At 69.0% G+C, this 13,073-nt stretch carries 14 protein-coding genes; 12 read left to right on the top strand and 2 right to left on the bottom strand.

The window, feature by feature from the left end; genetic code table 11:
* The first annotated feature begins 15 nt into the window (after positions 1-15).
* Positions 16-840 (top strand): SDR family NAD(P)-dependent oxidoreductase, encoded by an 825-nt coding sequence (locus LWC35_RS11520; protein WP_232870052.1) that lies wholly within the window; start codon positions 16-18, stop codon positions 838-840.
* Between the two features lie 331 nt (positions 841-1,171).
* On the opposite strand, the gene LWC35_RS11525 is transcribed toward LWC35_RS11520, so the two are convergent.
* Together LWC35_RS11525 and LWC35_RS11530 are read right to left on the bottom strand one after the other, a co-directional pair.
* Positions 1,172-1,633 (bottom strand): MarR family winged helix-turn-helix transcriptional regulator, encoded by a 462-nt coding sequence (locus LWC35_RS11525; RefSeq protein WP_232870053.1) that lies wholly within the window; start codon positions 1,631-1,633, stop codon positions 1,172-1,174.
* Between the two features lie 74 nt (positions 1,634-1,707).
* The gene (locus LWC35_RS11530; protein WP_232870054.1) at positions 1,708-2,535 is read right to left on the bottom strand and encodes a TauD/TfdA dioxygenase family protein; all 828 of its coding nucleotides are present in this window, start codon (positions 2,533-2,535) and stop codon (positions 1,708-1,710) included.
* A gap of 278 nt (positions 2,536-2,813) precedes the next feature.
* Between LWC35_RS11530 and LWC35_RS11535 the strand changes: the two genes are divergently transcribed.
* From LWC35_RS11535 to rutA, 11 genes are all read left to right on the top strand, one after another.
* A complete protein-coding gene (locus LWC35_RS11535; RefSeq protein ID WP_232870055.1) occupies positions 2,814-3,956 on the top strand; it encodes an acyl-CoA dehydrogenase family protein in 1,143 nt (380 codons plus the stop codon).
* Positions 3,957-4,012: 56 nt separating this feature from the next.
* A complete protein-coding gene (locus LWC35_RS11540) occupies positions 4,013-4,918 on the top strand; it encodes an alpha/beta fold hydrolase (RefSeq protein WP_232870056.1) in 906 nt (301 codons plus the stop codon).
* Positions 4,918-5,253 (top strand): Dabb family protein, encoded by a 336-nt coding sequence (locus LWC35_RS11545; RefSeq protein ID WP_232870057.1) that lies wholly within the window; start codon positions 4,918-4,920, stop codon positions 5,251-5,253. The genes LWC35_RS11540 and LWC35_RS11545 overlap by 1 nt, the downstream gene beginning before the upstream one ends.
* On the top strand, positions 5,250-6,707 hold the full coding sequence (locus LWC35_RS11550; protein ID WP_232870058.1) for an aldehyde dehydrogenase family protein: 1,458 nt from the start codon (positions 5,250-5,252) through the stop codon (positions 6,705-6,707). Before LWC35_RS11545 ends, LWC35_RS11550 begins: the two co-directional genes overlap by 4 nt.
* A gap of 30 nt (positions 6,708-6,737) precedes the next feature.
* Positions 6,738-7,220, top strand: a complete 483-nt coding sequence (locus LWC35_RS11555) for a VOC family protein (RefSeq protein ID WP_232870059.1) — start codon at positions 6,738-6,740, stop codon at positions 7,218-7,220.
* A complete protein-coding gene (locus LWC35_RS11560) occupies positions 7,220-7,690 on the top strand; it encodes a VOC family protein (protein ID WP_232870060.1) in 471 nt (156 codons plus the stop codon). The genes LWC35_RS11555 and LWC35_RS11560 overlap by 1 nt, the downstream gene beginning before the upstream one ends.
* A 194-nt stretch (positions 7,691-7,884) precedes the next feature.
* Positions 7,885-9,042 carry a substrate-binding domain-containing protein gene (locus tag LWC35_RS11565; protein ID WP_232870061.1) on the top strand — a complete coding sequence of 386 codons (1,158 nt, stop codon included), beginning with the start codon at positions 7,885-7,887 and terminating at the stop codon, positions 9,040-9,042.
* 40 nt (positions 9,043-9,082) lie between these two features.
* Positions 9,083-10,207 (top strand): LLM class flavin-dependent oxidoreductase, encoded by a 1,125-nt coding sequence (locus LWC35_RS11570; protein WP_232870062.1) that lies wholly within the window; start codon positions 9,083-9,085, stop codon positions 10,205-10,207.
* Positions 10,208-10,233: 26 nt separating this feature from the next.
* On the top strand, positions 10,234-10,629 hold the full coding sequence (locus LWC35_RS11575; RefSeq protein ID WP_232870063.1) for a nuclear transport factor 2 family protein: 396 nt from the start codon (positions 10,234-10,236) through the stop codon (positions 10,627-10,629).
* A 526-nt stretch (positions 10,630-11,155) separates the two neighbouring features.
* Entirely contained in the window at positions 11,156-11,848 is a 693-nt protein-coding gene (locus LWC35_RS11580; RefSeq protein WP_232870064.1) for an isochorismatase family protein, read from the top strand.
* Positions 11,849-11,883: 35 nt separating this feature from the next.
* Positions 11,884-12,993 carry a pyrimidine utilization protein A gene (gene rutA / locus LWC35_RS11585; RefSeq protein WP_232870065.1) on the top strand — a complete coding sequence of 370 codons (1,110 nt, stop codon included), beginning with the start codon at positions 11,884-11,886 and terminating at the stop codon, positions 12,991-12,993.
* The last annotated feature ends 80 nt before the right edge of the window (positions 12,994-13,073 follow it).

Genomic DNA, 13,073 nt, shown 5'->3' on the forward strand with positions numbered 1-13,073 from the left:
ATATGGGAGTGCGTGATGGCGAAGGTGTGGTTCGTGACCGGCAGCTCGCGAGGGCTGGGACGGGCGATCGTCGAGGGCGCGCTGGAGGCCGGTGACCAGGTGGTCGCCACGGCCCGGCGACCCGAGCAGTTGAAGGACCTGGGGGAGAAGTACGGCGACGCGCTGTACCCGCTCGCCCTGGACGTGACGGACGCGGCGGCCGTCGAGGCGACCGTCGCGAAGGCGGTCGAGCATTTCGGCCGGCTGGACGTGGTGGTGAACAACGCCGGCTACGGCGACCTGGCGTCGGTGGAGGACGTGTCCCTGGAGGACTTCCGTGCGCAGATCGACACCAACTTCTACGGAGTGGTGTACGTGAGCAAGGCCGTCACCCCGATCATGCGGCGGCAGGGCTCCGGGCACATCTTCCAGGTGTCCTCGATCGGTGGGCGGATCGGCTCGGTTGGCCTGACCGCCTACCAGGCCGCCAAGTGGGCCGTCGGCGGGTTCTCCGTGGGGCTGGCACAGGAGGTTGCTCCGTTCGGGGTGCAGGTCACGGTGCTGGAGCCGGGCGGCATGGCCACCGACTGGGCCGGGTCCTCGATGACGATCCCGCCGATCAGTGAGCCCTACGAGCAGACCGTCGGGGAGTTCGCGAAGATGCTCCGCGCCGCGTCGGGCGGTGAGCCGTCGAAGACCCCGCGGGTCGCGAAGGTCATACGGGACCTGGCCAACCGGCCGGACGCCCCGGTCCGGCTGCTGATCGGCAAGGACGCGGTGCAGTACGCCGCCGCCGGCGCCGCCGTCCAGGCCGAGTCGGACGAGAAGTGGCGGAGCGTCTCGGAGTCCACCGCGGACTGACGCCCGGTTCGTCGGGTGGGCTCCGTGCGAACTCCGGGGCCCGTCCGGCTCCACAACCCAGCACCCGCCCCGCTCTCCGGGGCGGGTGCCGCGGCTTCAGCCGAGCTCGGTGCGGATGCCGCGCGTTCGGTGATCTCCTCGTCCGCCTCAACCGAGGTCCCTTGGCCGTGATCGGGCGCAGGGCGGGATCGAGTAACCGACCTTCGGTGTAGCTCAACGGAGTTGCAGAACCCGATGAACCACATCTCATTATTGCTATATTCTTTCGCGCAAGGGGCGAACGCCCGGCCCCGAGAGGGGACCGGGCGTTCAGGCCGGGGAGCGGGGGGCTCTAGCTCGCGGGTAGTGGCCGGTTCGCCAGGCTCGAGTCGGCCAATCGGACGAGCAGGGTGAGCGCGTCCGCCAGCGTCTGGCGCTCCTCGGCCGTGAATTCCTCCGCGAGGACGGTGACGATCCACTGGTCCCGCGTCCTGCGGTCCTCGACCAACTCCTGATGACCGAGCCCCGTGAGGCAGGCTCGGACGCGCCTGCGATCGCTGGCGTCCCGTTCCCGGACGACGAGTCCGCGCTGCTCCATGGTCTCAAGGCTGGCCCACACGGTCTGCACCCGAAGGCCCTGGTCGTCCGCGAGCTCACTCGCAGTCGCCCTGCCCCGCCGGAACAGCTCGCTCAGCAGCGCGCTCTGTGACCACGTGAGCGGACTCCCGCTCTCGTAGCGGACCCGCCGAATGACCATGCCCGCCGCCTCTCGCACCGCGGCGGCGAGGGCGGGCAGGTCGTCCGAGTCGCTCATGGGATCCCACGATGCCGGCTCGCCCGGGAGGAACATCGACGACGTGCCTCCCGGACGGGCCCGGCGGGCCGTGGTCACCAGTTGAGGGATTCGAGGACCAGCCGGCGCAGGGTGCGCGGGTTGTGGTCGATCTGGCCGGTGCGGGCGTGCTGGACGGCCCAGTTGTTGAACAGCACCAGGTCGTCGTTGGCGTAGTGGTGGGTGTAGATGTTGTCCTCGGCGTAGGCGTAGGAGAACAGGGTCTGGATGAGCTCCTCGCCGCGCTGCGAGTCCACGCCGTACTCCACGATGTGGCTGGTGTTGAACTCGTTGACGAACAGCGCCTTCTCACCGGTGTGCGGCACGGTGATCACCAACGGGTGCTCGTAGGACTGGATGCCGGACAGGTCGGCACCCTCGGGGTAGTCCGCCAGGCGCACCCGCTTCTGCTCGGCCTCGGTCTCGTACATGTCGAAGGCGTTGCAGGCGTGCAGGTTCTCGATCTCGTCCTTGATCTCCTGCGGCAGGTTCTTGTAGGCGCGCACGGTGTTGGCGAACGCGGTCGGCGGCGAGGTCGGCGAGACGTCCTGGGCGTAGAGACAGGTACCGGAGGCCACCTTCTCCCGGTACGCACCGTCGTTGTGGAACAACAGCCGCCGCGACCCGGCCAGCGACGGGTTGTCCTTGATCACGTTCGACAGGTACTCCACCTGCGTGCCCCAGCGGAAGGTGTGCAGGTTGCCCAAGGTCTTCACGAACCGGTCCTGGTCCTCGTCGCGCAGCTTCTGCCCACGCACCAGCACCACACCGCCCCGGTCGAACGCCTCCCGCAGCACCTCGACCTCGTCGTCGTCGAACGGCTTCGACATGTCCAGATCCTGCAACTCGACGCCGAGGCTGTCGGTGATGGGAACCGCCTTCATTGGAATCTCCCGTCCTGGGGCCCGGCCGCTGCGCCGGACCGTCCTGAGTGCTGAGGTTCAGTGTCTCTGACGTTCAGTACTACTGAACGATGGAGCGACCGTAGCGCAACGGAGTGGTTGGCGCAAGCATCACAGGAGGGCTGTGTAGGGCGGCTGTGTAGAGGTCGGGGAGAGTTGGGCGGGCCATTGCCCGTGCCCCCAACCGTAGTTAGTATGCGCAGATATTCGATCCCATTCCGGTGGGTGTCGATGGCCGATGAAGCCCAGAAGGAGTCCAGATGCTGTCTGCCACCGAGACGGCGGACCTCGTAGCCATGGTCACGAGCTTCGCCCAGGACGTCGTGGCACCTCGAGTGGCCGAGTACGACGCCGCCGAGCACCTTCCGAAGGACCTCCTCGAGCAGATGCGCGATCTGGGGCTGTTCGGCGGGACGGTGCCGGAGGACCTGGGCGGTGCGGGCCTCGACCACGTGACCTACGCGGCGATCATCGAGGCGATGTCCACGGTCGACCACTGTCTGGGCGTGCTGATGAGCATGCCGTCGGCTCTGGTCGGGTCGGGGCTGCTCGCCTACGGCACCCCGGAGCAGCAGAAGACCTGGCTGGCGCCGTTGGCGGCGGGTGAGATCTTCGGCGCGGCCGGAGTCACCGAGCCGCAGTCCGGAAGCAACGTCGCCGCGATGGAGACGACCTACCGCCGCGACGGCGAGGGTTTCGTGATCAACGGGGCGAAGACCTGGATCACCAACATCGACATCGCGAGCTTCGTCATCACCTTCGCCACCTCGGACCGGTCGCTCGGCCGGAAGGGCGTGAGTGCCTTCGTCATCCCGATCGACACCCCGGGCCTCACCACCGCTCCCTTCAAGAACAAGCTGGGTTTCCGTCCCCTGTGCAGCGGCGAGGTGTCGCTGAATGAGGTGCGGCTCGGTCCGGAGGCCTTGCTGGGCACGGAGGGGGACGGGTACCGGATCGCGATGGGCGCTGTGGAGCGGGGCCGGCTCTCGGTCGCCTCCCGCGCGGTCGGCCTCGCGCAGGGCTGCCTGGACGACTGCGTGCGCTACGCGCAGGAGCGGGTCATCGGCGGCACCGCGATTGCCGACCACCAGATGACGCAGGCCAAGCTTGCACAGATGGCCGTCGAGATTCATGCGGCCCGACTGCTCGTGCGGGACTGCGCTCGGGCGATGGACGGCGGCTCGCGAGCCCGCACCGAGGCGAGCATGGCCAAGATGTATGCCGCCGACGTCGCCCAGCGTGTCGCGACCGAGGCGGTGCAGATCCATGGGGCCTACGGTGTGTCCCCGGAGTTCCGGGTCGGCCGCGCCTACCGGGATGCCAAGGTCTTCCAACTCGTGGAGGGCACGAACGAGATCCACCGCTTGCTGATCGCCCGTTCCCTGCTCCACCCCCGTCGCTGACGTCTGCGCTCGATCCACGGGCCGACGCCGGCCCGCGGCAACGGAAGGAACTCGTTATGGCACCACGCGACACAGTTTGGCTCGACCTGCTCGACCAGCCCTTCGAGCAGAAGTTCTACGACGTCAGCGGCGTCCGCACCCGCAGCATCGAGGCGGGCGAGGGGCCGGCCATCGTCTTCCTGCACGGCGGCGGCGGGCACGCGGAGACCTGGGTGCGCAATCTGGGCCCGCACGCCCCCTACCGCCGGTCGTACGCGATCGACATGCTCGGGCACGGCTTCACCGACGCACCCGAGAACCTCGGCTACACGACCGACGACATCATCGATCACGTCGTCCGCTTCCTCGACGCCGCAGGCATCGACAAGGCGGACTTCTGCGGCGAGAGCTTCGGCGGTCGCGTCTCGGGCTGGATGGCCATCCGCTACCCGGACCGGGTGAACAAGCTCATCCTCAACACCTCCGGCGGGCTGCCCGCGACCGGCGACCGCCACCAGGGCGACGTCAAGGACCTGCTGGCCCGTACCACCGCCTCGCTGCGCACCGGCGAGTACGAGGCCGTGAAGTCCCGGATGGGGTGGCTGTTCGCGGACCCGACCCAGGTGCCCGAGGAGTTCATCCACATCCGCCAGGCCATCTACAAGCGCCCCGGCATCCAGAACTCGCTGACCAAGCTGTTCAGCCAGCTCTTCGACCCGGAGGAGGCCAAGAAGTACTGGCTGACCCCGGAGCGCCTCGCCGGTATCAAGGCGCCGTCGCTGGTGATCTGGAGCGACCACAACCCGATCCACTCGTGGCAGGACGCGCGCGAGGGCTTCTCGCACATCCCGGACGTGAGGTTCCACCTGATCAAGGATGCGGCGCACTGGCCCCAGTTCGAGCAGCCTGAGGAGTACAACAAGGTGCAGGTCGACTTCCTCAACGGGATCGACAGCACCGTCGATCCGGGGCTGGGTGCCTGATGGCCGAGATCTTCCGCCACGTCGCGCTCCAGAAGTACAAGGCGCCGGTCGACGACGTCACGGCCAAGCGCATCAAGGAGGTCCATGACGACCTCGGTGCGCAGGCCCCGACCGTGCGGGCGATCAGCCACGGCCCGGACCTCGGTGTTCGGCCGAACGGCTACGACTACGGCCTCGTCGCGGACTTCGACGACGCCGAGGGCTGGAAGGCCTACAGCGCACACCCCGCACACGATGTCGTCCGCTCGGTCATGAAGGACATCGTCGAGAGCGCGGTCGTCTGCCAGTTCACCGTGACCGTCCCGGACGTCGATGAGTCGGGCAGGGGCGCATGAGCCCGGTCGACCGAGCCGGGCAGCAGTTCATCGGCGGGGCCTGGGTCCCCTCGACCTCGTCGGAGACCCTCCCGGTCGAGAACCCGACCACCACGGAGGTACTGGCGCGGGTCGCGCGGGGCACCAAGGAGGACGCCGACGCCGCGGTGGCTGCCGCGGCCGAGGCCTTCGAGGGCTGGTCGACCACCCCGATGGCCGAGCGGGTCGCCGTGCTCCGGCGCGCCGCGGAGCTGCTGAAGGAGCGGGCGGACGACCTCGCCCGCACCATCACCGAAGAGGTCGGCATGCCGCTGGCCATGTCGAAGGCGGTGCAGGTCGGCCGCCCGATCGAGGTACTGACCTCGCTGTGCGACGCGGCCGAGGCGCTGCCGTGGGTCGAGCAGGTCGACTCCACGCTGGTCGTGCGCGAGCCGCTCGGCGTCGTCGTCGCGATCACCCCGTGGAACGTCCCGCTGCACCAGACCATCGCGAAGGTCGGCGCGGCGCTGCTCGCCGGCTGCGCGGTCGTGCACAAGCCGTCCGAGGTCGCACCGCTGAGCGCCTACGCCTTGGCGGGCGTCTTCGCCGAGGCGGGCCTGCCCGCGGGCGTGTACAACGTCGTCACCGGGGTGGGGGAGACCGTCGGGGAGGCCTTGATCGGGCACTCGAAGGTCGACGGCATCTCGTTCACCGGCTCCACCGCCGTCGGGCGGCACATCGGCGCGGTGGCGGCGCAGACGGTCAAGAAGGTCGCGCTGGAGCTGGGCGGCAAGGGCCCTGCCGTGGTCCTGCGCGGCGGGGACGTCGCGAAGGCTGCCGCCGCGGCCGCGGCGCGCTGCTTCACCAACTCCGGGCAGGTCTGCGCGGCGCTCTCGCGGCTGATCGTGCCGCGCGAGGAGCTGGCGACGGCCGAGAAGGCGCTGGTCGACTACGTGAACGAGCAGGTCCTGGGCGACCCGCTCGACGAGGCCACCACCCTGGGCCCGCTCGTGTCCGAGACCCAGCGCAGCCGCGTGCTGAGGCTGGTCGAAGCCGGGGCGGCCGAGGGGGCGCGGGTCGTCGTCGGTGGGCCTGGAGCCGCGGCGCCGGACAAGGGCTACTTCGTGGCGCCGACGGTCTTCTCGGACGTCGAGACCTCGATGACGATTGCGCAGACCGAGGTCTTCGGGCCCGTGCTCTGCATCCTCCCGTACGACACCGAGGAGGAGGCCGTCGCCATCGCCAACGACAGCGAGTACGGCCTGGTCGGAGCGGTCTTCGGGCCGGACGACGAGCAGTCGACCAAGGTCGCGTCGAAGCTGCGCGTGGGCATGGTCGGCGTCAACGGCGGCCGGATCAACGTCCGCGCGCCGTTCGGCGGGTACCGCCAGTCGGGCAACGGCCGGGAGTTCGGTGTGCTGGGCATCGAGGAGTTCCTCGAGGTCAAGTCCATGAACTTCCCGGGCGTCGACCGGATCGTCCGTCCCGCTGTCTGACATCTCCTCACAGGAAGGGCGAGACGACTCATGACCTCACCGGAAAAGTCGCCCCGGATCATCTGGCACGCGGGCTTCATCGTGGACGACCTCGAGAAGGCCATGTCGGAGCTCTCCGCGGGGCTGGGCCTGACCTGGGCGCCGATCCACGACATCCGCGGCGCTACGCTCGACGGCCCGGAGGGCAAGAGCTGGACCCTGAACTCCCGGGTCTGCTTCTCCACAGACCTCCCGCTGTCGCTCGAGCTGATCGAGCAGGACCCGGGCACCCCGAATGTCCGCCGCGGCGAGACGGCGTTCCACCACCTCGGGTACTGGGACGAGGACCTCTTCGCCGAGGAAGAGCGCCTCGCCAACCTGGGCTACGGCTGCGTGATGTTCCGCAACGACCCGGATATGGACCTGCGCCGGATCCTGGTGACCGAGGGGCCGTACGACATCCTGCTCGAGGCCACCAGTGCGCTGGTCCCGCGCGTCGGCCTCGAGCCGTTCTACCCGAAGAAGGGGAACTGATGATCTGGCACATCGCCTTCGCGGTCCCGAACCTCGAGGAGGGGATGGAGAAGTTCGGCCAGGCGCTGAACCTCGACTGGAACCCGATCAAGGAGTTCGAGGGGGAGAACGCCCACGCGGGCGGCAAGCCCTTCACGCTCAAGACCCGGCTCGTGTTCGCAACGGCCGGGCCGTGCGCGCTGGAGCTGTTCGAGTCGGTCCCGGGCACCCCGAACGAGCCCGCCAAGGGCACGGTCTTCCACCACATGGGGTACTGGACCGACAACGTCGTGACCGAGCAGCAGCGGCTCGAACAGTGCGGGTGGTTCCACGCCGGTGGCCCCGTCACCGACGACTCGCGGGCGGCGTTCTTCTCGAGCAGTCTCGGGATCTTCTTCGAGGCGTGCAACGCCTCGGCCCAGCGCAAGGGTCTGGAGAAGTACTACCCGGGTGTCGCACCGGGAATGAAGCAGCCCGACATGCTGGGCTGATCCTGCTCCCGGTAGCGGGCCAGGGACGTCGCGCCACGAAGCCCTCGGGGTCCGCGGCGCGGCGTCGCCGTTTGGGTGGCGGGGCCATTGACCTCGGTCAATACTATGATTATGGTACACATCACTGAAGTGACGGGTTGTCCGAGTAGCTCTGCCGATCGCGTTCGTCTCACCTCAAGGAAGAGGTCGCGAGCATGTCCCGTTCCCGTCTCACCCGCTGGTCCGCCGCCTCCGTGGCGGCGGCCGCCCTGCTCGTGCTCGCCGGCTGCGGTGGCTCGTCCGCGGGCGATGCGGCAGCGCCCGCCACCTCCGACGCCGACCGTGCGGCCTGCGTCGACGCTGCCAACCAGTTCCTCACGCACTGGAACACGCTGCCCACCACGCTGCCCGCCTCCCCACCCGCGCGCTACGCGAACGTCACCGTGCCGGTACCGCCCGGAAAGAAGATCGCCTATCTCGCGCAGGGCTACCCCGCGGACAAGACCGTGTCCGAGGCCGTCGCCGCCGCGGTGGCGAAGGTGGGGTGGACCTCGCAGACCTACATCTACGACTCCACTGTCCCGGACCTGCAGGCCAAGTTCCAGACGGCGATCGAGGCCAAGCCGGACTACATCGGGCTCTCCGGCTTCCCGGCTGCGGCCATCCAGAAGCAGATCGACGCGGCCAAGGAGGCCGGCATCGGCGTCATCCTCGCGTCCGTCACCGACCACCCAACCGGCCCTACCGGCCTCGCCGCGACCGTCAACGGGACCGACACGGCCCAGCTGATCGGGCGGATCCACGCGAACAAGGTCCTGTCGGACTCCGGGTGCAACGCCAAGGTCGCGCTGTTCACGATGGACTACCCGATCCTCAAGGTCACCGATGACGCGTTCCGGACCGCGATCAGCGAGAAGTGCCCGGACTGCACGGTCAAGATCACCGCGCTGCAGCCGCAGGACCTCGGGACCCCGAGAGTGGCCGCCCAGATGGTCGCCCAACTCGAGTCCGACCCGTCGATCAAGTACGCCTACACCGAGATCGGCAACATCGCGAACGGCCTGGCTCAGGCCGTGAAGACGGCGGGTCTGGAGGACGTCCGGATCTTCGGTGAGGTCCCGGACGAGGCGAGCTACGCCGCGCTGCGCAACCGCACCAACGCCTGGTGGGTCGACCAGTCTTCGCTGACCCAGGGCTACGAGATCACCGACGCAGCCATCCGCATCGCCACGACAGGGCAGCCGCAGGCCGACATCGGTGGCTACCCGCTGGCCCTGCTCACCCCGGAGAACGTCCCCGGGGGCACCGGCATCCCGACGATCCCCACGAACCTGCTCGACCTCTACGCCGCCACTTGGCGCCCCTCCTCGTGACCGTCCTCCACCTCACCCGACACCGTCCGGAGGCATAACCGTGACCGACGCAGCCAGCCTCTCCTCGCCGATCTTCACCGGTCCCGACCGGCTCAAGCTCGGGGTCTTTCACATGAACTGCACCGGCGGCGCCACGCCGTCGACCGCCGAGGGCGGGATCAACCCGCTCGAGTGGAGCCAGCAGGTCCGGATCGCGCAGCTCGCCGACCGGGCCGGCTTCGACGCGTTCATCCCGATCGCGCGCTGGCGCGGCTACGGTGGCCCGTCGAAGTTCAACGACGAGCAGTACGAGGCGATCCCGTGGGCCGCGGCGATCAGCGCCCTGACCGAGCGGATCGCGGTGTTCGCCACCGCGCACGTCCCGCTGATCCACCCGGTCCGGCTCGCCAAGGAGGTCGCGACGCTCGACCACATCTCGGGCGGCCGCTTCTGCCTCAACGTGGTGGCCGGCTGGAACCAGCGTGAGCTGGACATGTTCGGCGTCGACCTCATCCCGCACGACGAGCGCTACACCGTGGCGGGGGAGTGGATCCGGTTCCTGGAGAAGCTCTGGGTCGAGACCGAGGAGTTCGACTTCGACGGCACGTACTTCCGGTCGAAGGGCGCGCTGAGCGACCCGAAGCCGATCCAGCGCCCTCGAGTGCCGATCATGAGCGCCGGGTCTAGCCCGGCCGGTGTCGCGTTCGCGGCGGAGTACGCGGACATCTGCTTCGCGGTGGCGGACTCGCCGGAGACCCTGCAGCCGCTGGTCGCGCGGATCAAGGACGCCGCCGCCGAGCGCGGGCGGACCGTCGAGGTGTGGACCCAGGTCGGCGTGATCTGCGGCGACACCGAGGACGACGTCTCCCGCCAGTACAACCACATCGTCCGCGAGCACGGCGACGTCGAGGCCGTCACCAACCAGATGACCATGCTGATGGGCGGTGGTGGGAAGACGCTGGATTTCAAGCTCGACCCCGCCATGCTCGAGCGCATGATGGCGATGCAGCACTCCTATCAGCTGTTCGGCACGCCGGAACAGATCGTCAAGAAGATGCAGCAGCTGGCGGACCTCGGCGTCGACGGCATGAGCATGATCTGGCCGGACTACGAGACGGGCATCGCGAGGTTCCGCGACGCGGTGATCCCGCTGGCCGTGCAGGCCGGCCTGCGCTCCGCGGGCTGACGGCTCCCCCACCGAAAGGCAGTGCGATGACGCAGAACCCCACCGAGATCGTCGAGGGCTTCTTCGCCGACGTGAACGCCGGCGAGTTCGAGTCCGCGTTCGGCCGGATGGCCGACGACGCGGAGTTCTGGATCGCCGGCCGCGAATGGTCGGTCGGCGGCACCTACGACCGCGACGGCGTCATGGCGGTGACCGCCGAGAAGATCGTTCCGGCGCTGGCGGGCCCGCTGAAGATCGCCGTCCTGGGCATCACGGCCCAGGGCGAGCGGGTCGCCGTCGAGACCGAGACAACGGCACCGACGAAGTCCGGCGTGCCGTACCAGAACCAGTACCACTTCCTGTTCGTGGTGCGGGACGGCGCGATCGTGCAGGTCAAGGAGTACCAGGACACGTTGCACGCCAGCCGCGTCATCGGTCCCTGACCCGCTCGGGAGGACCACTTCCCGCGGTGCTCGGCGTCTTCATCCCCTCGGCTGACCCGGCCCCGGCGGTTCGGGATCACCACCGTCACCGGCTGGCAGGGGCCGCGTTCGAGCAGACGGGCGTCTCCCCAAGGGAGTAGCACGACCGGGACCAAGGATGTCCTGGGCCTGCCAGCAAGGCCGCCAACACCTACCTCGCCAGGGCGCTGTCCAGCGAGCCGACGGAGCGGGATCCGGTTCTGCGACATCGCCCCGCGCCCGGTCGACACGGCGCAGCCACGCAGCGCGATGCTGCGGGTGTTGACGCGGAGGGGGCGCTCGCCGCGGCGGTCGGGCGCAGCCAACTGATCGGACGGATGGCGGATCCCGACGAGATCGCTGCGGCGATCTCCTCCCGCTCGGCGACCACGTGTCGGTCGGCACCCGGACGACGTTGGCGGTCGCCGGCGGGGGGCACTGTGCCGGGGTGAGAACGCGGGATAGTCGTGGCTGACGAAGGTTCCGGTGATCGAGAAGGAGGTGCAGGGTGGCGAACGAGGCGAAGAGCCTCTACGGGCCGGGTGAAGCGGCCGACGACGTCGACTTCAACGAGGAGGTGATCCGGCTGCGCCGCGCCCGCGCGGAACGGGACCGCTTCGGGTTCGGCGAGCGACCGGTCGTCGTGGTCATCGACTACCAGGTCGCGTTCACCGAGCCTTCCGGCGCGCGCGTCGAACCGGCCCTGGCCGCGACGAGAAGGTTGATCGAGGTTGCCCGGGACCGGGCCATCCCGGTCATCTACACGGCCCAGGGATGGGACTCGCTAGAGTCGGCCAGCCCCCGCTGGCAGGCCACCCAGGACCTGAACGGGTTCGTGGGGGATTCCCCGCTGGTGGCGGTCGACGATCGGATTGCACCCCTGGCGGGTGAACGCCTGATCGTCAAGCCGCACGCGTCCGCGTTCTTCGGAACCGATGTCCACGAGCATCTCTCGGAGCTGGGCGTCGACACCGTCCTGCTGGCGGGTACCTCGACCAGCGGGTGCGTGCGGGCGACAGCGGTCGACGCCGCGGCCCTCGGCTACCGCGCCGTGCTCGTCGAAGAGTGCACCTACGATCCCCGCACCTTCTCGCGGGAGGCCGCCCTGTGGGACCTGGCTGACCGCTACGCCGATGTCGTCGCGCTGGCGGAGGCACTCGCGTACCTGAGCGAACTGCAGTCCCGTCCGTCGAGGACCTGACCTCCGGCACACTTCTTGCTGAAAGGTGAGACGAGATGGATCTCGGTGTCTTCCTGCCCGTTGCCAACAACGGCTGGCTGGTGTCGGAGACAGCGCCGCAGTACTTGCCGACCTATGAGCTGAACCGCGAGATCGTTCAGCTCGCCGAGCGGCATCGGCTCGACTTCGCCCTCTCCATGGTGAAGTACCGCGGATACGGAGGCCCGACGAAGTACTGGGACCACTCGCTGGAGTCGTTCGCCCTCAACGCCGCCCTCGCGGCGGTGACGGACCGCATCAGGCTCTACGCCTCGGCCCCGATCCTCGCGATCCCCCCGGCGGTCACGGCTCGGCTGGCCACGACGATCGACTCGGTGGCGCCCGGCCGTTTCGGGATCAACATCGTGACGGGGTGGCAGGCGGCCGAGTACGAGCAGATGGGCCTGTGGCCCGGTGACGACCACTACCGGCGGCGCTACGACCACGCAGGTGAGTACGTGAGCATCCTCAGGGAGCTCTTCGAGAGGGGGGTGTCGTCCTTCCGGGGCGACTTCTACTCCTACGACGACTGCCGGTTGCTTCCCCGACCCAGCGCGGCTGTTCCCGTCGTCGGCGCGGGCCAGAGCGAGCGCGGCATCCGGTTCTGTGCCGAGCACTGCGACTTCAACTTCATCGCGAGCACCGGGCGCAACGATCCGATGTCCCCGGCGGGCCAGGTCGCCGCGTTGCGGTCCGCCGCGGAGCGAAGCGGTCGCGACGTCGGTGCCTACGCGCTCGTGATGGTCATCGCCGCGGAGACGGACGACGAGGCGTGGGCGCGCTGGCGGCACTACGAGGAGGGCGTCGACGTCGAAGCCCTGACCTGGCTGACCTCGCAGTCCTCCCTCGATCAGATCCACAAGGTGGCGAACGGGTCCTCGGTGGACCTGATGAACCGGGCCGCCGCGACGAAGGCGGTCAACCAGGGCCTGGGCGCTCTGATCGGCTCCTACGAGAACGTAGCCGGGATGCTCGACCAGCTGGCCGCAGTGGAGGGGATCTCGGGGATCATGCTGGTCTTCGACGATTTCATCCGGGGGCTCGGCGACTTCGGCGAGCGGATCCAGCCCCTGCTGGACTGCCGCAAGGACCGGGTTCCCGCGACCCCGGACACCGGGCAGCGGTAGTGCGCGGCGGAGCCGCATCTGTGCCCCGGTGCCCCGCGGAGCGGGTGGACCGCTTGCGACTGCCGCAGCTGACCGCGGAG

Origin of the sequence: Pseudonocardia kujensis (genome assembly GCF_021283305.1) — a bacterium.
Classification (GTDB): Bacteria; Actinomycetota; Actinomycetes; order Mycobacteriales; family Pseudonocardiaceae; genus Pseudonocardia; species Pseudonocardia kujensis.

What these genes read in the sequence shown, in the direction of transcription:
- LWC35_RS11520 (WP_232870052.1), top strand. Translation starts at nt 16, where the DNA reads ATGGCGAAGGTGTGGTTCGTGACCGGCAGCTCGCGAGGGCTGGGACGG.
- LWC35_RS11525 (WP_232870053.1), bottom strand. Translation starts at nt 1,633, where the DNA reads ATGAGCGACTCGGACGACCTGCCCGCCCTCGCCGCCGCGGTGCGAGAG.
- LWC35_RS11530 (WP_232870054.1), bottom strand. Translation starts at nt 2,535, where the DNA reads ATGAAGGCGGTTCCCATCACCGACAGCCTCGGCGTCGAGTTGCAGGAT.
- LWC35_RS11535 (WP_232870055.1), top strand. Translation starts at nt 2,814, where the DNA reads ATGCTGTCTGCCACCGAGACGGCGGACCTCGTAGCCATGGTCACGAGC.
- LWC35_RS11540 (WP_232870056.1), top strand. Translation starts at nt 4,013, where the DNA reads ATGGCACCACGCGACACAGTTTGGCTCGACCTGCTCGACCAGCCCTTC.
- LWC35_RS11545 (WP_232870057.1), top strand. Translation starts at nt 4,918, where the DNA reads ATGGCCGAGATCTTCCGCCACGTCGCGCTCCAGAAGTACAAGGCGCCG.
- LWC35_RS11550 (WP_232870058.1), top strand. Translation starts at nt 5,250, where the DNA reads ATGAGCCCGGTCGACCGAGCCGGGCAGCAGTTCATCGGCGGGGCCTGG.
- LWC35_RS11555 (WP_232870059.1), top strand. Translation starts at nt 6,738, where the DNA reads ATGACCTCACCGGAAAAGTCGCCCCGGATCATCTGGCACGCGGGCTTC.
- LWC35_RS11560 (WP_232870060.1), top strand. Translation starts at nt 7,220, where the DNA reads ATGATCTGGCACATCGCCTTCGCGGTCCCGAACCTCGAGGAGGGGATG.
- LWC35_RS11565 (WP_232870061.1), top strand. Translation starts at nt 7,885, where the DNA reads ATGTCCCGTTCCCGTCTCACCCGCTGGTCCGCCGCCTCCGTGGCGGCG.
- LWC35_RS11575 (WP_232870063.1), top strand. Translation starts at nt 10,234, where the DNA reads ATGACGCAGAACCCCACCGAGATCGTCGAGGGCTTCTTCGCCGACGTG.
- rutA (WP_232870065.1), top strand. Translation starts at nt 11,884, where the DNA reads ATGGATCTCGGTGTCTTCCTGCCCGTTGCCAACAACGGCTGGCTGGTG.